The 20,916-nt window shown below is 34.6% G+C and carries 11 protein-coding genes and 1 pseudogene; 1 reads left to right on the forward strand and 11 read right to left on the reverse strand.

All coding sequences use genetic code 11. The features are described 5' to 3' along the window. Window positions 1-251: 251 nt before the first annotated feature. Window positions 252-5,135 carry an E domain-containing protein gene (locus tag SAMSHR1132_RS12295; RefSeq protein ID WP_001208316.1) on the reverse strand — a complete coding sequence of 1,628 codons (4,884 nt, stop codon included), beginning with the start codon at window positions 5,133-5,135 and terminating at the stop codon, window positions 252-254. 302 nt (window positions 5,136-5,437) lie between these two features. Beyond that, entirely contained in the window at window positions 5,438-5,794 is a 357-nt protein-coding gene (locus SAMSHR1132_RS12300; RefSeq protein WP_000998867.1) for a SarA family transcriptional regulator, read from the reverse strand. Window positions 5,795-6,117: 323 nt separating this feature from the next. Here SAMSHR1132_RS12300 and sarU point away from each other — a divergent pair, with 323 nt between their 5' ends. Next, a complete protein-coding gene (sarU, locus tag SAMSHR1132_RS12305) occupies window positions 6,118-6,861 on the forward strand; it encodes an HTH-type transcriptional regulator SarU (RefSeq protein ID WP_000386371.1) in 744 nt (247 codons plus the stop codon). A gap of 210 nt (window positions 6,862-7,071) precedes the next feature. On the opposite strand, the gene galU is transcribed toward sarU, so the two are convergent. The 9 genes and pseudogenes from galU to SAMSHR1132_RS12350 form a co-directional block, all read right to left on the reverse strand. After that, window positions 7,072-7,938, reverse strand: coding sequence for a UTP--glucose-1-phosphate uridylyltransferase GalU (gene galU / locus SAMSHR1132_RS12310; protein ID WP_000721334.1), 867 nt, complete (start codon window positions 7,936-7,938; stop codon window positions 7,072-7,074). A gap of 179 nt (window positions 7,939-8,117) precedes the next feature. Beyond that, the gene (gene fnbB / locus SAMSHR1132_RS12315; protein ID WP_014373905.1) at window positions 8,118-11,030 is read right to left on the reverse strand and encodes a fibronectin-binding protein FnbB; all 2,913 of its coding nucleotides are present in this window, start codon (window positions 11,028-11,030) and stop codon (window positions 8,118-8,120) included. A gap of 673 nt (window positions 11,031-11,703) precedes the next feature. Beyond that, window positions 11,704-14,850 (reverse strand): fibronectin-binding protein FnbA, encoded by a 3,147-nt coding sequence (gene fnbA / locus SAMSHR1132_RS12320; protein WP_014373906.1) that lies wholly within the window; start codon window positions 14,848-14,850, stop codon window positions 11,704-11,706. Continuing rightward, window positions 14,834-14,936 (reverse strand): annotated as a pseudogene (locus SAMSHR1132_RS12325) (hypothetical protein). The gene fnbA and the pseudogene SAMSHR1132_RS12325 overlap by 17 nt, the downstream one beginning before the upstream one ends. A gap of 383 nt (window positions 14,937-15,319) precedes the next feature. Beyond that, entirely contained in the window at window positions 15,320-16,678 is a 1,359-nt protein-coding gene (locus SAMSHR1132_RS12330) for a gluconate:H+ symporter (RefSeq protein WP_000481417.1), read from the reverse strand. A gap of 115 nt (window positions 16,679-16,793) precedes the next feature. Further along, complete coding sequence (gntK, locus tag SAMSHR1132_RS12335; RefSeq protein ID WP_000876668.1) at window positions 16,794-18,347, reverse strand: gluconokinase; 1,554 nt, start codon at window positions 18,345-18,347, stop codon at window positions 16,794-16,796. Between the two features lie 24 nt (window positions 18,348-18,371). After that, window positions 18,372-19,052, reverse strand: coding sequence for a GntR family transcriptional regulator (locus SAMSHR1132_RS12340; protein WP_000220917.1), 681 nt, complete (start codon window positions 19,050-19,052; stop codon window positions 18,372-18,374). Between the two features lie 149 nt (window positions 19,053-19,201). Beyond that, window positions 19,202-19,969 carry a MerR family transcriptional regulator gene (locus SAMSHR1132_RS12345; protein ID WP_000073992.1) on the reverse strand — a complete coding sequence of 256 codons (768 nt, stop codon included), beginning with the start codon at window positions 19,967-19,969 and terminating at the stop codon, window positions 19,202-19,204. 181 nt (window positions 19,970-20,150) lie between these two features. Continuing rightward, window positions 20,151-20,843, reverse strand: a complete 693-nt coding sequence (locus tag SAMSHR1132_RS12350) for a GTP pyrophosphokinase (protein WP_000289132.1) — start codon at window positions 20,841-20,843, stop codon at window positions 20,151-20,153. Window positions 20,844-20,916 lie beyond the last annotated feature (73 nt).

Raw genomic sequence — 20,916 nt, forward strand, 5'->3', positions numbered from 1 at the left:
TACATACTACTTGAAATATTATGCATAACCTTTAAAATTACTATCCAAAAGTTATATTCTACTAATTATGATTATATTAAATATTAAAATATTATCAAAAAAATCAAATTTATAGCAAAAATACACCCCTTTAAGTTAGATCTTACTATCCAACTTTTGGGGTGTATATCATTTTCATCATATTCTAGGTTATGTTTAACAAACTAAACATAGTGAATACAAATCAACTATTATTTAAATAATGAATTATTTTAATTCTTTCTTCTACGAGCCAATAACATTAATCCAGCAATTCCAATTATACTACTAAAGATTAAACCTTTTTGCGTGCTTTCTACACCTGTCTTTGGTAATTCTGCTCGTTTTTTCTCTTGATTAGCTACTGATTCTTTAGCAATTTTAGATTTTCTAACTTTACCATTTTTATCTATTGAATGAACTGGGTCATTTGGTTTTGCTCTGTCTTTCGATAATCCTGGATTTTTAGGATTTACTGGGCCGCTTGGATGAGTTGGTCTGCTCGGCTTCTCTGGGTTTTTAGGTCCTTTTGGATCTTTTGGTTTCTCGCCACCGAACTCTACAATCTTATCTACTGGTTGTTTTGTGATCTCTTCTGTTGGTTGACCCTCGCCAACTTTTTCACCTGTTAATGGGTTCACTGTGATTGGTGTTGTTATTGTCTTACTTCCTGGTTGTCCTTCTTGTTTCACTCGCTCTTCACCAGGTTGTAATTTTGGATTAAACTCACGTTTTGTCTCGAACGGTATTTCTACTGTTTTTGTTTCTGGTGTACCTGTTTTTGGTCCGTGTTTAATCACATCATCCACTGGCTCTTCGATCACTTTTCCTGTGTCTGGATTCTTAATTCCTGGTTTACCTGGTACTTTTTCCGTTTGATCTGTTGGTAAGTTTGGATCGAAGATATCTTTATGACCTTGCGGTATTTTCTCGCCACCGAATTCTACAATCTTATCTACTGGTTGCTTTGTGATCTCTTCTGTTGGTTGACCCTCACCAACTTTTTCACCTGTTAATGGGTTCACCGTGATTGGCGTTGTGATTGTCTTACTTCCTGGTTGCCCTTCTTGTTTTACTCGCTCTTCACCAGGTTGTAACTTCGGATTAAACTCACGTTTTGTCTCAAACGGTATCTCTACTGTTTTTGTTTCTGGTGTACCTGTTTTCGGTCCGTGTTTAGTCACATCATCCACTGGCTCTTCGATCACTTTTCCTGTGTCTGGATTCTTAATTCCTGGTTTACCTGGTACTTTTTCCGTTTGATCTGTTGGTAAGTTTGGATCGAAGATATCTTTATGACCTTGCGGTATTTTCTCGCCACCGAATTCTACAATCTTATCTACTGGTTGTTTTGTGATCTCTTCTGTTGGTTGACCCTCGCCAACTTTTTCACCTGTTAATGGGTTCACCGTGATTGGCGTTGTGATTGTCTTACTTCCTGGTTGCCCTTCTTGTTTTACTCGCTCTTCACCAGGTTGTAACTTCGGATTAAACTCACGTTTTGTCTCAAACGGTATCTCTACTGTTTTTGTTTCTGGTGTACCTGTTTTCGGTCCGTGTTTAGTCACATCATCCACTGGCTCTTCGATCACTTTTCCTGTGTCTGGATTCTTAATTCCTGGTTTACCTGGTACTTTTTCCGTTTGATCTGTTGGTAAGTTTGGATCGAAGATATCTTTATGACCTTGCGGTATTTTCTCGCCACCGAATTCTACAATCTTATCTACTGGTTGCTTTGTGATCTCTTCTGTTGGTTGACCCTCACCAACTTTTTCACCTGTTAATGGGTTCACCGTGATTGGCGTTGTGATTGTCTTACTTCCTGGTTGCCCTTCTTGTTTTACTCGCTCTTCACCAGGTTGTAACTTCGGATTAAACTCACGTTTTGTCTCAAACGGTATCTCTACTGTTTTTGTTTCTGGTGTACCTGTTTTCGGTCCGTGTTTAGTCACATCATCCACTGGCTCTTCGATCACTTTTCCTGTGTCTGGATTCTTAATTCCTGGTTTACCTGGTACTTTTTCCGTTTGATCTGTTGGTAAGTTTGGATCGAAGATATCTTTATGACCTTGCGGTATTTTCTCGCCACCGAATTCTACAATCTTATCTACTGGTTGTTTTGTGATTTCTTCTGTTGGTTGACCCTCGCCAACTTTTTCACCTGTTAATGGGTTCACCGTGATTGGCGTTGTGATTGTCTTACTTCCTGGTTGCCCTTCTTGTTTTACTCGCTCTTCACCAGGTTGTAACTTCGGATTAAACTCACGTTTTGTCTCAAACGGTATCTCTACTGTTTTTGTTTCTGGTGTACCTGTTTTCGGTCCGTGTTTAGTCACATCATCCACTGGCTCTTCGATCACTTTTCCTGTGTCTGGATTCTTAATTCCTGGTTTACCTGGTACTTTTTCTGTTTGATCTGTTGGTAAGTTTGGATCGAAGATATCTTTATGACCTTGCGGTATTTTCTCGCCACCGAACTCTACAATCTTATCTACTGGTTGCTTTGTGATCTCTTCTGTTGGTTGACCCTCACCAACTTTTTCACCTGTTAATGGGTTCACTGTGATTGGTGTTGTTATTGTCTTACTTCCTGGTTGTCCTTCTTGTTTCACTCGCTCTTCACCAGGTTGTAATTTTGGATTAAACTCACGTTTTGTCTCGAACGGTATTTCTACTGTTTTTGTTTCTGGTGTACCTGTTTTTGGTCCGTGTTTAATCACATCATCCACTGGCTCTTCGATCACTTTTCCTGTGTCTGGATTCTTAATTCCTGGTTTACCTGGTACTTTTTCCGTTTGATCTGTTGGTAAGTTTGGATCGAAGATATCTTTATGACCTTGCGGTATTTTCTCGCCACCGAATTCTACAATCTTATCTACTGGTTGCTTTGTGATCTCTTCTGTTGGTTGACCCTCACCAACTTTTTCACCTGTTAATGGGTTCACCGTGATTGGCGTTGTGATTGTCTTACTTCCTGGTTGCCCTTCTTGTTTTACTCGCTCTTCACCAGGTTGTAACTTCGGATTAAACTCACGTTTTGTCTCAAACGGTATCTCTACTGTTTTTGTTTCTGGTGTACCTGTTTTCGGTCCGTGTTTAGTCACATCATCCACTGGCTCTTCGATCACTTTTCCTGTGTCTGGATTCTTAATTCCTGGTTTACCTGGTACTTTTTCCGTTTGATCTGTTGGTAAGTTTGGATCGAAGATATCTTTATGACCTTGCGGTATTTTCTCGCCACCGAATTCTACAATCTTATCTACTGGTTGTTTTGTGATTTCTTCTGTTGGTTGACCCTCGCCAACTTTTTCACCTGTTAATGGGTTCACCGTGATTGGCGTTGTGATTGTCTTACTTCCTGGTTGCCCTTCTTGTTTTACTCGCTCTTCACCAGGTTGTAACTTCGGATTAAACTCACGTTTTGTCTCAAACGGTATCTCTACTGTTTTTGTTTCTGGTGTACCTGTTTTCGGTCCGTGTTTAGTCACATCATCCACTGGCTCTTCGATCACTTTTCCTGTGTCTGGATTCTTAATTCCTGGTTTACCTGGTACTTTTTCCGTTTGATCTGTTGGTAAGTTTGGATCGAAGATATCTTTATGACCTTGCGGTATTTTCTCGCCACCGAATTCTACAATCTTATCTACTGGTTGTTTTGTGATTTCTTCTGTTGGTTGACCCTCGCCAACTTTTTCACCTGTTAATGGGTTCACCGTGATTGGCGTTGTGATTGTCTTACTTCCTGGTTGCCCTTCTTGTTTTACTCGCTCTTCACCAGGTTGTAACTTCGGATTAAACTCACGTTTTGTTTCAAACGGTATCTCTACTGTTTTTGTTTCTGTTTTATTAACTAGGTTTGGAGTTAACTTAAATGTTGAATTATTTAAATCTGTTCTCATCCAACCATTTGCATAGACACCTTGAGATGTCCCCTGTCTTTGACTAGAAGTAATTAAAAAGTTGTATGCTTCAGATTTATTCAATCCCAAATCTGTTATATTGGCTTCCCAAACTTTACCAGCATATTCCGCTCTCATTATACCCGATTGTTCATTGTATGCTAATTTTAAATTATTAAGTAATTGACCATGAAATTTTCCATCTGTAGTATCAACAGAATTATCTGCATATTGGAATGAATTATCCGCTTTACCTCTTGTTGGTATGTTTGCTCCAACCTTTGATGTAGCCCCGTCAGTACCTGTTTTTACAAATGTACCATACCCTTTAAATCCTTGTCCTGCCTGTTTCTCTTCTTTATCCATGGGATCTTTAAAATTATACCCTGTATCAATTTTAAATCCTGCTGAATTTTCCATTCCTTTTGGGCCTAATATACCTCCCTTTTGTAAATATTCGTTACCGTCACCTTTACTAAATAAGAACCCCCATCCATCAGCGCCAGTTGTTACCGATTGATGATTATTAGCTACTCTAATGTTAAACTCAAAGTCATTTTTAAAAGAAACTTTATTCTTTAATTGTAATGCTCCTGTCAATTCGTTTCTTCCAATACTTTTATTATTGAAACGAGTGACTTCAGATACCTTTAGATCCTCTGGATTGCTTTGTATATCAACACTCCCGTAACCTTCAAAATGTTCTTTACCTTGAATTGTAATAGGGGTAGATTTAACTACATTCTTAGAATCTCGTGTAATATCAAAAGAGCCTTTATCAACAGAGCGAGCTTTTCTAACCTTAGGTGTCTCAGCATTATGAGCGACTAAGGATTTCGACTGAACTTCACCGACATTGCCTACTTCTTTTGGTGTATCCTCCTTTTTTGATATACCTTCAGCTTTTACCGATGGTCCATGTTCGATTGTTTCTTTGTTTGAAGTTACTTCAGATTTAGTTTCTATTCCTTGTGGCACAGTGTCTTTTTTTGTAACTTCTTCAGTCTTCACTTCTTTTGATTGGACATTATCTTTTAAAGTAGTTGGTTTCTCAGAATTATTTTCAGCTGCTTCTGCCTCTTGTTGAGTTCCTAAAAACATTAATGAGCCAATTAAAATAGATGCTGTTCCAACTGTAAATTTTCTTATTGAATATTTATTCAATTTATTTGATAGAAAATCTACTCTTTTATTTACCGGTCCTTTCTTTTCTCTCATTTGCATACTCCTTTATCCATATTTTCCACTTTACTTACAGTGAATTTACATGTAATTTTACAAACGTCAAAGGAGTTGTACAATAGAATATTGCATTTATCTTTATAAAAATAATTTATATATTATCAAGCTTAAAACATTTCGCGAATAAAAATTTTTTTTATGTTTTCAATGAATAATTCATTCTAATGTATTGAAAAATCTCATTAAATCAATATCATTCAGTTTCTAAAATAAAAAATACCTTGACACATAAATAACACATTTAACTGCATCAAGATATTAATATTTCGAAACATACGCTATAGTTCATTAATATTTATTTCATTCAAAATTTTTTTAATATGATTATGTTGATTTACAGAAACAACGATAATTACATTTCTACTATCGTGCGGGTCCCTACATTTATTCAAGTAGTCTTTTTTTGATAATTCTTTTACACTTTTAACAATTCTAGACTGGTCTATACCGATATAATTTATAATATCTCTCATAAAATATTTACGTTCATCGTTTTTAAATGAATCTAAATATGCTAAAACTAAATAATTATCTAATGTAAGACAAAAATATTTTTTTAAATATTTACGCAGCTTATATGTAGTTAATACTCTTTTCATTAATTTAATATTGATCTTGCTTTTCAAATCATTCATCAAGTCTTCATCCCTTACTTTTAATTGTCACGTCAAATAATATTTGTCTTTAACTAGTAATAACTCCAAATATATTTAGTTTGTTGTGCTAGCTATAAACACAAATGAATCATAACACTATATTTTGATTTTGTTCAATTGTTTTTGATTTTGCATAATAAATGAATTTGTCATTTGTTATTCCATGATTTTTAGTTTTTTATATTTTATATATTATATATATAAAAATATTTAGGTTAACATGTCTTCAAAAGAGATTGTTTTTATATTACTTTAAATAATATAAAGGATTGGGACATCATAAAATAGTAGGAGAATGTAAGGTGGACTATCAAACTTTCGAAAAGGTCAATAAACTCATAAATGTAGAAGAGTACATATTTTTTCTCACTCAAGAGTTAAAGCAACAATATAAATTATCATTAAAAGAATTGTTGATATTAGCATATTTTTATTATAAAAATGAACACAGTATTTCACTAAAAGAAATCATTGGTGACATACTTTACAAACAATCTGATGTTGTAAAGAACATCAAGTCACTATCTAAAAAAGGATTTATAAATAAGTCTAGAAACGAAACAGATGAACGTCTTATTTTTGTTTCAGTCACTCCCATGCAGCGTAAAAAGATTACATGTATTATTAATGAGTTAGATAAAATAATTAAAGGATTTAATAAGGATAGAGACTATATTAAATTTCAATGGGCTCCAAAATATAGCAAAGAATTTTTTATACTTTTTATGAACATTATGTACTCAAAAGATTTTTTGAAATATCGATTTAATTTAACATTTCTTGATTTATCTATATTATATGTAATATCATCTCGAAAACATGAAATACTAAATTTAAAAGATTTGTTTGAAAGTATTAGATTTATGTATCCTCAAATTGTTAGGTCAGTTAATAGATTAAATAATAAAGGTATGCTAATCAAAGAACGATCCCTTGCAGATGAAAGGATTGTGTTAATCAAAATAAATAAAATACAAGATAACACTATTAAAAGCATATTCACAGATACTTCCAAGATTCTCAAACCAAGAAAATTTTTCTTTTAAATTTAACAGATTTACCTCTTGATAAAATAAATAAGCAATCATAATACTTCTCAATTTAGTATAAATAAAAATACATAATTAACTTTCTTTTGTTTTTATATTATTTCAATACCCTACTATATATCACAACACATAAATTAAGCATGATGCTCATTCAATTTAGTTCACCATTTCGTGTTCCAATTATGTTGAGTATCATGCTTTTTAATGTTATAAACCTAATTCTTTAATAAATCGTGTGAGTTCTTCTTTCATACTGTTATCTTTTAATGCGAATTCTATTGTTGTTTTGACAAAGCCTAATTTTTCTCCAACATCATAACGTTCGCCTTCGAAGTCATAAGCATACACCTGATTATCATTATTCATGCGCTCAATCGCATCTGTTAACTGAATTTCGTTACCTGCGCCTTCTTTTTGCGTTTTTAAATAATCGAAAATTTCAGGCGTTAATACATATCGCCCCATAATAGCTAGGTTTGATGGTGCCGTACCTTGTGCTGGCTTTTCAACAAACTTTTTCACTTCATACTGACGTCCATTTTTAGTTAATGGATCAATAATTCCATAACGATGAGTATCTGCTTCCGGAACTTCTTGGACACCTATAACTGAGTGCCCAGTTTCTTCATAAACGTCAATCAACTGTTTCACTGCTGGCACTTCAGATTCAACAATATCGTCACCCAGCAACACCGCAAATGGTTCATTGCCGATAAATTGACGCGCCGAACTTATGGCATGCCCTAAACCTTTTTGTTCTTTCTGCCTTACATAAAAAATATTCGCAAGTTCAGTAGAATATTGAACTTTTTCTAGTAACTCAGATTTCCCTTTTTCTTTTAAAACCATTTCTAATTCTTTTTGACTATCAAAATGATCTTCAATCGCGCGTTTATGGCGACCCGTCACTATAATAATATCTTCAATTCCAGCTCGTGCAGCTTCTTCAACAATATACTGGATTGTGGGTTTATCTAAGATAGGAAGCATTTCCTTTGGCATCGCTTTAGTTGCTGGTAAAAATCTAGTCCCTAAACCAGCAGCGGGAATGATTGCCTTTTTTATTTTTTTCAAAGTTAATGTGCTCCTTTTCCTAAGTATTAAATCTATGTATCAACGTCATTTTAACACTAATTAGAACGCCTTCATAGTGTCATTGAGTATGTAATTATTTCTTGGGAAATTTGATTTAATTATAAAAAACAGGCTTACTTCATATAATTTATGAAATAAACCTGTCAATTTCGGATTGATTATGCTTTATTATTCTTTTTATTTCTACGTAATAATGCTAAACCTAGAATGCTGAATAATCCGCCGAAAAACATGCCTTTATTTGTTGATTCTTCACTACCTGTTTGTGGCAATTCCTTTTGATCCACTTGTTTAGGTTGTTGTGCTTTTGCTGGCGTAACTGTTTTAACCTTTTCATTGATTTCAATGACAGGTGTTACTACCTTACCTTGTTCCACTGGTTTAGAAGGCTTTTTAGGTTCTTCTTTTGCAGGTGGTACTGGTTTACCAGGTTCAGTTGGTACCTCTGGCGTTGGCGGTGTTGGTACTTCCGGCTCACTTGGTACTTCTGGTGTCGGTGGCGTTGGCTTACCTGGTTCACTTGGCACTTCTGGCGTTGGTGGTGTCGGTGTTTCCGGCTCACTTGGCACGTCCGGTGTCGGTGGTGTTGGTGGTACAACTGGAGGGGTTGTATCTTCTTCAATCGTTTGTTGTCCTTTGTTTTGGCCACTCACTTTTGGAAGTGTGTCCTCTTCAAAATCAACACTATTGTGTCCACCAAATTGGTAACTTGGCTTATCTTTATTTGTATCTTCTTCAATCATTTCATTGTGCTTATTGAATCCGTGAATATGTGGCACACTGTCAAAGTCAATATCAATGATGTTACCGCCTTGTTCATACTTAGGTTTGTCTTCTTCTGTATCTTCCTCGAATGACTGATCACCTTTATTTTGACCTTGAATTTGCGGTACACTATCGAAATCGATATCTACGATATTGCCGCCTTGCTCATATTTAGGTTTGTCTTCTTCTGTATCTTCCTCGAATGACTGGTTACCGCTATTTTGGCCACCTTCATAACCTAATTCGCTTTTAATATCAACATGACTGTTTTCTTCGATTTCTTCAATGATGCCATAGTTACCATGACCATTTTCAGTACCTAATCCAGAATGAGAAATATGATGATTGTTTTCAGTGATTTCCTCGATTGGACCTTGTGCTTGACCATGCTCTTCAGGTAATTCATCCACTAATTCGATAAGGTTACTTTCAGTTGTATACTCTTTTGTATCTTCAACTGTTGTATGGTCGCTAACTGCGCCAGTCACAATGCCTTTTGTAGACTCTTCATCAAATTCTACTAAGTTAGACTCAGTTGTAATTTGACCGCCACCTGGATTTGTATCTTCTTCATACTCAACTACATCAGCGTGATGTTTTGAATTTTCATGCGTCGATTCTTCAAAATCCACATGAATAGAATCTTCTTCAGTTTCTACAACACCTTCAGCATGACCTTCTGCACCTTCAACAGCAGTGTGGTATTCAAAGTCAATTGGTTTAGAGTCGTTACTTTCTTCAATTGTACCAGTCAATTCGTGCTTCTCGTCAGGTTGCTTTGATGTAAAATCAAGTTCGATAGGATTGCCACGTTCTATTATAGGATCATTTGGTTTATCTTTACCTTCGCCTTTAGCGTTATTAGAGTAAAATGCAACGCCGTTATTCCAAGTTAATTGAACTGGATAATATGAATAATACGGATAATATGGGTAGTATTTATGATATCCTGAAAGATGTGTTCGGAAATTTAGATCCTTAGCATTTTGATCATATTCACCTTCATATTTAATTACATATTCTTTCGAATTATCTAGATCACTAAAGTTCAAAGAATAGCCACCATCTCCTGTGTAACTTAAATTTACTTTGTTAGTCACATCTTCAAATTTGTTTGCATCATCAAGCTTTGCATAAACACTTTCGGCTAACTCATCTGAACCAATGTGTTTATAAACTTTAACTGTTGGATTATTAGCATTTTGTTTATATCCAGCTGTTACTTGACCAGTTACTGTCACAGAAGTTAACGACTGGTTGTTAGGTTTCACGTACGCAAAATGGCTAAATTTTCCATCTTCTTTATTCAAGGTATCAATTCGACCATTAACAGTAACACCCATTCTATCTTTAACACCGTCTAAGTATTTAATATTAAACTCTTTTTCAATCGTTTTATCACCTAGTGTTACTTCTACTTTTTGCTTCCCTTGTTTTGTTACAGTTGTCGGATCAATAAATAGGTTTAAACTTAATTCAGCCATTAAATCTTTTTTGTTAGTTATATAATCTGTGAATGTATAACGGATTTTACGCTCATTTATAACTTCGCCAATTGCCATAACTTTATCTTCTGTTGCACTTTTTATTTCCGGAACTTTACGTAATGTTGAAATACCATGTGTTTCAACATTATTACTTAATGTGAAATCAAAGTAGTCCCCCTGTTTTATATCTTCACCGAATTTCCATTTGTATTTTAAAGTTACTCTTTGCGCATTATGAGGATTAACAACATTTGTATCTTGGTTATGCCCTACTATTTCACTACCTGCTTCTACTGTAACTTTATTTGTTACATCCGAACCAGTCGTCTTAACTTCTTTCTCCACTACTTCTTTACCTGCAACTTCTGAAACGTCAGCCGCTCTCTTCATTCTTGGTTTAATTTCTGAAGCGCTTCTTTGTTGAGCTGAATCAACTTGAGTTCCTGTAGTTTCTTTATCAGCAGCTTTTTCCAATGTTAAATCAATTTGTGATTTTATTTCAGATTCTACTTTAGGTGCTTGTACAGTTTTTGGTGCTTCTTCTGTTGTTACTTGAGTTGATTTTGATGGTTGTTCAGTTGATGTCGCGCTGTACGATTGTGTTTCATCTATTGTATTAACGTTATTTGTAGTTGTTTGTTGTTCACTTGCTTTGTTTTCAGTAGCTGAATTCCCATTTCCCTCTACTGTTGTACTATTTTGTTCTGATGCTGCAGCTTCTTTATCTTGTCCCATTCCAACAACGATCATTGTTCCTAAGAATACTGATGCTGCTCCCAATTTATGTTTCCTTATGCCGTATCTAAGATTGCTTTTCACTATAATATTCTCCCTCAAATGTAAAATTCATTTATTTTTTAAACTCAATAAATGCAATTTTATATTGTTCGGATTTTAAAATCAATGCGAAAACTCGAGTTAATAAAAAGTTAAGATTATCATTAACTTTATGAATATTGATATTTTTATTATTTAGAATACATCATTATATTGCATGCAAACAGTCTGAAACCATTGATATAACAGTCTTGTATTTTTTATACTTAATTTTCAAATTAAATTCTATTTCATCTAATTTAAAACAATATACTAAAATCTACGTAATAGTCGCCTGTACATTCCGATATGTAATCTTCACTGAAACGCCTTTCATCACATTGAAATCACCGCTATATTTTTTATATCGTTCGTATTTTAAGTATTTCCAACAAATACACAGTGAATAACAGTCGTATTTCGCGACAATATTTTGTCATTGTCGAAAATTGCATTCAGTTAATAATTAGATTGAACAAATATGTATCATTTTTCACCATAAGGTTTATTTTTGAATGCTGATTTCACTTTCAAATTTGTTTTTCTCGAGATTTTAACCACTAAAATAATTATTAAGAATATCTACTTCTTTATTTTTTATTAGAAAACTTAATTCAAATGAAAAACAGGCTTACTTCATATAATCTATGAAATAAACCCGTTATTTTTTGATTCATTATGCTTTGTTATTCTTTTTGTTTCTACGTAATAATGCTAAACCTAGAATACCGAATAGCCCACCGAAAAGCATACCTTTGTTTGTTGATTCTTCACTACCTGTTTGTGGCAATTCCTTTTGATCCACTTGTTTAGGTTGTTGTGCTTTTACTGGCGTAACTGTTTTAACCTTTTCATTGATTTCAATAACAGGTGTTACTACCTTACCTTGTTCCACTGGTTTAGAAGGCTTTTTAGGTTCTTCTTTTGCAGGTGGTACTGGTTTACCTGGCTCAGATGGTACTTCTGGCGTTGGTGGTGTTGGTGTCTCTGGCTCACTTGGTACTTCTGGCGTTGGTGGTGTTGGTTTTTCCGGCTCACTTGGCACGTCCGGTGTTGGTGGTGTTGGTTTTTCCGGCTCACTTGGTACTTCTGGTGTTGGTGGCGTTGGTTTTTCCGGCTCACTCGGTACTTCTGGTGCTGGTGGTGTTGGTGTCTCCGGCTCACTCGGTACTTCTGGTGTCGGTGGTGTTGGTGGTACGATTGGAGGCGTTGTATCTTCTTCAATCGTTTGTTGTCCTTTGTTTTGGCCACTCACTTTTGGAAGTGTGTCCTCTTCAAAATCAACACTATTGTGTCCACCAAATTGGTAACTTGGCTTATCTTTATTTGTATCTTCTTCAATCATTTCATTGTGCTTATTGAATCCGTGAATATGTGGCACACTGTCAAAGTCAATATCAATGATGTTACCGCCTTGTTCATACTTAGGTTTGTCTTCTTCTGTATCTTCCTCGAATGACTGATCACCTTTATTTTGACCTTGTATTTGCGGTACACTATCGAAATCGATATCTACGATATTGCCGCCTTGCTCATATTTAGGTTTGTCTTCTTCTGTATCTTCCTCGAATGACTGGTTACCGCTATTTTGGCCACCTTCATAACCTAATTCACTCTTAATATCAACATGACTATTTTCTTCAATTTCTTCAATGATGCCATAGTTACCATGACCATTTTCAGTACCTAATCCAGAATGAGAAATATGATGATTGTTTTCAGTGATTTCCTCGATTGGACCTTGTGCTTGACCATGCTCTTCAGGTAATTCATCCACTAATTCGATAAGATTACTTTCAGTTGTATATTCTTTCGTATCTTCAACTGTAGTGTGATCACTAATTGCACCTGTCACAATACCTTTTGTAGACTCTTCATCAAATTCTACTAAGTTAGACTCAGTTGTAATTTGACCGCCACCTGGATTTGTATCCTCTTCATATTCAACAACATCAGCATGATGTTTTGAATTTTCATGCGTTGATTCTTCAAAATCAATTGGATTCGATTCTTCAGATGATTCAGTATATCCTTCAAGGTGCCCCGCTTCACTATCCACAGCAGTATGGTAGTCGATGTCTAAAATTGACGAATCAGTTTCTTCTATTGTTTCAATGTATCCATCAACATAACCGCCTTCACCATCTATTGCTGTGTGGTAATCAATGTCAAGGGTTGATGAATCTGTTTCTTCTTCAACGGTAGTTACTAAATTCTTATCATATTGTCCTGTAACAGTTTCAGTAAGAGTATCTTCTTTATACTCAAAATCATTATTTTGAATAATTTGTCCATTTTTACCATTGCCATCAGCTTTATTGCTATATAAAACTAATCCATTATCCCAAGTTAATTGATAGCTATTATAATAATAACCATAACGTGGTTCAGGATATCCAAACATTTGTGTTCTAAAATTCACTTCGTTTGCGTCCTTTAAATATTCACCTGAATAATGAATTACATACGACTTATCTAATTTATCCAAATTCAATGTGTAATTTCCATTTTTATACACTGTTAATTTACTTTGCATTTCATTAGTTACATCTTTATATTTACTGGTATCTGATGCGTCTAAGTAAACACTTTGCGGAAGTTCTTTACCATCATTTGATACTTCATAAATTTTCACAGTTGGATTTTTACCATTTGGATTACTTCCATCAGTAACAGTCCCAGAAACTGTAACAGTTCCTAATTTAAATTGATTTAAAGGTTTAACATAAGCCACATGTGTAAATTTACTCTTCGCTTTATCAAATGTCTCTATTGAACCATTCACATTAGCATAATATGTTCCCACACCATTTTTATACTCTATTTTTAAATTCTTCTCAGTTTTAGAACCATTTAATGAAGATGTAACTTTTTCTTCTCCATTACTTTGAAATGTTTTTGGATCAATAAATAAATTAATTTCTAAATTTGCTGTTACCTCTACTTTATGTTCAACATCATTAGTGAAAGTGTATCTAATCTTACCATCTTCTAAAATTTTGCCTGTTGCCATGACAACAGATCCATTTTTGATATCTGGTACTTTTCTAGCTGTTGAAACTCCATAGGTATTTACATTATTTGATAATGTAAAATCAAAGTAATCGCCTCTTTTTAACCCATCTTCGAACTTTAATTTGTATTTTAATACCGCTCTTTGACCTGCATGAGGTTCTACTTTATTTGTATTATTATGTCCTTCGATAGAGCTTTCAGTCACTGTAACTTTACTTGTCACATCTGTACCCGTTTCCATTTTCGCGTCACTAGTATCCTTAGCTTCCACAACATCTGCTGATCTTGTCACACGTGGTTTGCTTTCTGCTGCTCTTGGCTGTGCAACTTCTACTTGAGTTTCTGCCACTTGATTTTGTGTAGACTTTTTCGGTGTTAAATCTACTTGTTTTTGATCTCCGTTATTTTCTTGAGGTTTCGCCGTTTCCTTAACTTGAGGTTTCGCTTCTTCCTTAATTCGCTCTTCTTTGACTGTTTCTACATTAGCAGTTTGTACATTTTGTGGTGCTTCTACCGCTTTTGGTGCTACTTCTGATGTTACTTGTGTTGCGTTTGATGGTTGTTCTGTTGATGTTGTGCTATATGTTTGTGTTCCATCTATATTATTAACATTATTTGTAGTTGTTTGTTGTTCACTTGATTTATTATCAGTAGTTGAATTCCCATTTTCTTCTACTGCTGTAGTATTTTTTTCTGATGCCGCTGCTTCTTTATCTTGTCCCATGCCAACAACGATCATTGTTCCTAAAAATACTGATGCTGCGCCCAATTTATGTTTCCTTATGCCGTACCTAAGACTGTTTTTCACTATAATAATCTCCCTTTAAATGTAAAATTCATTAATTTTTTCAATTCAATAAATGCAATTCTATATTGTTCGGTTTTTAAAAGCAATGCAAAAACTCAAGTTAATAAAAAGTTAAGATTGTCATTAATTTTATGTTAATTTAGAATTTTATCATTTGTTAAACGGCTATAAATTGTACGCAAACCATTCAAATAGCTTGGTAATAAAGGGTTTGTATTTTTTATACTCACTTTTTAAATTAAATTCATTATCATCTAATTTAAAACAATATACTAAAACACTCATAATAATCGCCTGTACAATACATACTTAATCGGACTTTGAAACGCCTTTCATTACATCAAAACAACCAATATACTTTTTATATCGTTCGGTTTTTGACTCTTTTGAATGATTTTATCCATAAAAATAAACGTGTTTTAAGACAATCCAATACAATTGCCCAAAAACACGTTTACTTAATATTTAGTTAAACAAATAAGCTAATAAATAATATAAAGATGATACCTGAAACTGAAATAATCGTTTCTAACAATGACCATGTAAGGAATGTTTCTTTTACAGTTAAACCAAAATATTCTTTAAACATCCAAAATCCTGCATCGTTCACATGAGACAAAATCACACTACCTGCACCAATCGCAAGTACGACTAATGCTACATTTACATCTGATGATTGTAATAAGGGTAAGACAATACCTGTAGTTGAAATCGCAGCTACTGTGGCTGAACCTAACGCGATACGTAATACTGCAGCAACAATCCATGCTAGTAAAATCGGCGACATCTCTGTACCTTCAAACATTTTAGCAATCGTATTGCCGACACCACCGTCAATTAATACTTGTTTAAATGTACCGCCACCACCAATAATTAATAACATCATGCCGATTGGATAAATAGCATTTGTGACTGATTCCATAATATGATTCATCTTGCGCTTTCTCATTAAGCCCATCGTAACGATTGCAAACAATACTGCTATCAACATCGCAGTTCCAGCAGTGCCTACCATATAAACGATAGATTCAAATAGATTCGTAGGTTTGGCGTTTCCTGTCACAAGTTGTGTAATTGTAGAAAACAACATCAATATAACTGGCAATGTTGCAGTTAATAAACTCACACCAAATCCTGGCATCTCTTCGTCTGTAAATTCTTTTTGTGCGCCTAACGCTGAAATATCTCCTTCACGCGTATATGCAGATGGAATCATTTTTTGTGCAACTTTATTAAAAATTGGACCTGCAATGAGTGTAACCGGAATGGCAATAATCATACCGTATAGTAATACATCACCTACATTGGCTTTTAATTCTTTTGCGATAACAACTGGACCAGGATGCGGTGGTAAAAACCCGTGTGTCACTGATAAAGCTGTTACCATAGGTAGCCCTAGCTTTAATACAGAAACATTCGCGCGTTTTGCCACTGTAAATACTAATGGAATCAGTAATACTAGACCGACTTCGAAGAATAATGCAATACCGACGATAAAGGCTGCAACAAGCATTGCCCATTGCACATGTTTTTGTCCGAATTTTTGAATCAATGTATCCGCAATTCGTGTTGCACCACCCCCATCAGCAAGTAATTTACCAAGGATGGCACCTAATCCGAAAATCAGTGCAATATGCCCAAGCGTACTGCCCATTCCTTTCTCAATCGTTTCCATAATTTTAGTCAATGGTATCCCAAGCATTAACGCTGTAATTATAGATGTAATGATTAATGATATAAATGTGTTTAATTTAAATCCAATGATTAATACTAATAAAATAACTATACCTAGTACAACACTGATTAAAGGCCATATTTCGTTGAACATGACATTCCCCTCTTTCTCTTTTCAATAGAATGTAATACTGCCGTCACGCATTTACACCGCATCATATACAGTGGTCATTGCCCAACAACAAATCTAAGATGCTCGAGTTACATGGTTATTGTGTTTTATTTTCAGTCAAATGTTGACGTTGAAAATCTGAAATTTGTTCATAATTCTCTGTTAGAGAACGACTTAAATTGATGAAAATGGATACAAGATCTTGGTAAATAGCTACATTTTCTTCAATTGGTGTATGGTTGTTTGTGGCGCCTACCATTGATGCAACAATTGAGAAGTCTTCAATTTCTCCAAGCGCTTTAAGTCCGAGTACACATGCTCCTAAACATGAACTTTCATAACTTTCTGGGACTACTAATTGTGTATCAAATATATCCGCCATCATTTGACGCCATACTTCACTTTTCGCAAAGCCTCCCGTCGCTTTAATCATCTTAGGCGTTTCGTTCATCACTTCAACTAGCGCGAGATACACGGTATATAAATTGTAGAGTACACCTTCTAATGCCGCACGAATCATATGTTCTTTTTTATGAGATAAAGTCAAACCGAAATACGATCCCCTTGCATCTGCGTTCCATAGTGGTGCACGTTCCCCAGCTAAATATGGGTGGAAAATCAAACCTTCAGAGCCTGGTTTGACGCGCTTAGCAATTTGAGTTAAAACGTCATATGGATCTACACCTAGACGTTTCGCAGTTTCAACTTCACTCGCTAGCAACTCATCTCGTAACCATCTCAATACAACACCACCATTATTCACTGGACCACCAATTACATAATGATCCTCTGTTAAGACGTAACAAAATATTCTTCCTTTGTAATCTGTACGTGGTTTATCTATTACAGTACGAATCGCTCCAGAGGTACCAATTGTGACAGCCACTTCTCCTTTGCCAACACTGTTGACACCTAAATTAGAAAGCACGCCATCGCTAGCACCAATAACAAACGGTGTATCTTCATTAAGTCCCATTAATGTCGCATAGCGTTTCTTCATACCTTTCATCACATAAGTTGTTGGCACTAATTCTGGCAACATTTCCCGGGAAATACCCAGCAGCTCTAATGTTTCAACATCCCAACCTAATGATTCTAAGTTGAACATTCCTGTTGCAGAAGCCATTGAATAATCTATGATATATGTATCAAATAGTTGATAGAAAATGTATGTCTTAATATCTGCAAACTTGGCAGTACGTTGAAACACATCTTGCCATTCATGTTTCATCCAAAAAATCTTTGCTAATGGCGACATTGGATGAATCGGTGTACCTGTACGTTGATAAATCGCATTTCCGTCATAATCTTCATTAATTAATGTCGCATATTTTGCTGCACGGTTGTCTGCCCATGTTATATTATTTGTTAACCTTTGATGCTGTTCATCCATCGCAATTAAACTATGCATTTGTGCACTAAATGATACAAACTTAATGTCATCTTTATTAATTTTAGACTCTCTCATAACATATTTAATCGTCATTAATACTGCATCAAATAATTCATCTGGATTTTCTTCTGAGACATCAACATTCGGTGTATGCAGTTCATAACCAATTTGATGTTTCATTATGAATGTTCCATTTTCATCGTATAAGACTGATTTAGTACTTGTCGTTCCTATATCGACACCAATCATGTATTTCATTACAAATCCTTCTTTCTATTCCTTTTAATTTAACCAAAACCCTCCAACATCTTTACCAACATCGTCAAAATTCAAATGAAACGCTTCTTTTAAAATTTGACCATCATATTGTTCCACTGCATCAATAAATACTTGGTGATTATGATGAATACGTTCAAAATCTTGTGGATTTTGTTGCATACGCTGACGCATTGAAGTTAAAACGAGTGACATCATCACAGGCTTCAAATGATTCCAAAATGAATTTAAGTATTGATGATTTGATGCTTTAATTAATGTTTCGTGAAATTCAAAATCATGTTTGGTAAATGATTCTGCATCTTCAAATTTCACTGCCACCTTCATCATTTCAAGTTGTTTCTTCATTTCTTTGACGATAGGTTGTTGGTCTTGATTTTTAATACGTGAAAATGCAAAGGACTCAAGCATTAATCGCAAATCATACATTTCTTTCTTTTCTTGCTCTCCAAATGGCAGCACGTGTGCACCCATTCTTTCAAGTTGAATAAGTTGATTTTGTTGCAATAATTTAAAAGCATCACGAACTGGCGACCGACTTACATTAAACTGCTTTGCTATTTGGTTTTCAGTGAGTAACGTTCCTTCAGCTATATGACCGTTCACAATGCCTAATCGTAATTCTGCCGCGATACCTTCACCAGTTGTCATTCCTTCCAGCCATTTTTCAGGATAACCGTACGTCATCTATACCCCTCCACTCCTGCACGACATACTTGTATACAAGTATGTTAATATAGTTATTTTTCGTTTGCAAGCGCTTTCTTTTAAAAATATATAAAAAGCGACCATCTCTTTTATTAGCCTTTTAAAGAAGATGATCACTTTTATATAAATTATTTAATTGTTGGATATACTTTTGACCCATGTAATTTTTCTGAACTCATATGTGTTTTAGGTATCTCAATACAATAGTGTGTTTCATGACAGTTCGGACATTCAAAACGACGTGTTGTCGCTGTGTGTGGCGCTTTAACAACCTGCCATAAAGATGGCGAGAACACATGTTGACAATTCGGACATAAATAGGCAACTTTGCGTTGGTAATATGCAGTGACACCAATGCCATAACCAATCATAAATGGTAAAGCGATTAAAAACGGCCATTTGTTTTTCATCAATATTGCACTCATAATACTAGAATATTGGATGACTCCCATCATACCAGCGCTAATCCAAATTTTACGACGAATGTTTTTCATTTCGTTTGATTTACTCATGACATTATCTATGTCTTTTAGATGTGATATTGGAGACTTCGACTCATCATTTACGTAATGTTGGATATTTTTAATTTTGTTTAACATCGTTTTTTGTTGTTTGATTTGTCGGTCAATGTCTTGTTGTTTAAGTTCAAGCATGGCATTGAGCGTCTTCAATGTACTGTCGCCTTTTAACAGCATATCTATATCGCTTAACGCACAACCTAAATCTTTAAGTAATAAGATTAACTCTAATGTTTCTCGTTGTTGCTCTGTGTATACACGACGATTACCTTCTGTAAATCCTTCAGGTTTCAAAATACCTTTGCGATCATAGTATTGAATTGTTCGAGTTGTCACATTACATAACTTTGCGAGTTCTCCAGTTGAATAGTTAGACATAGATTTCCACCTCCTACGCTTAACATAATTGATTACCTTACGTCACGAGCAAATACTTTTTCTATATTTCATAAAATTTTTAAGAAAATCAAAGTTCATGGCATCTCATTGCTAGCATTTTTTGTTGCCAACTTTATATTCGATAATACTTCAACCACTGCTTAAATGATGAACGTTTACTTTAATCCGTGATTTCAGAATGAATTTGTTGTAACTTGTTTTCAACATCAGTAATTTCAGTCGCGCATTCTTTTAATAAATCTCTATATTTTTCAGTTTCTGCATTGTTTTTGTAACGCATTTTATGTTCTAAGCTTGCCCACATATCCATGCCAATGGTTCTAATCTGTATTTCTACTGGTAATATTTCGACTCTTTCTGCTAAAAATACTGGTATCGACACTACTATATGTAAACTACGGTAACCATTTTCTTTAGGATGCTCAATATAATCTTTTCGTTTCATTAATTGAACATCTTCTTGTTTCAGAAGCATCTCTTCAATTAAATACACATCTTCTAAGTAGTTACAAACAACGCGTATACCTGCGATATCCATGATATGCTTTTTAGCATCTTGTGCACTAATTGGTAATCCTTTACGATTTAACTTTTCAATTAAACTACGCATTTCTTTAACACGTCGTTCCATATGATGAATAGGATTATGTTTATAAATATGATTGAAATTATCATCTAAAATACTTAGCTTTGTACTAATTTCTTTTAGTGCTGATGAATAAATATGATCTAATTCTACAAAACCTAATAATGTATCAAATGCTTCGTCACCATTTTCAAATTTACTTAAACTATTTTTAAAATCATGTCGCAAATCTTCTAAATATAAAGATGGTTTTCGATCTACATACATTTATACTTACCTCCGAAATTTAATCATCTTTATTGTACCTGACATTTTATTAAGATAATACTAATACCCTATC

This window comes from Staphylococcus argenteus, assembly GCF_000236925.1.
GTDB lineage: Bacteria > Bacillota > Bacilli > Staphylococcales > Staphylococcaceae > Staphylococcus > Staphylococcus argenteus.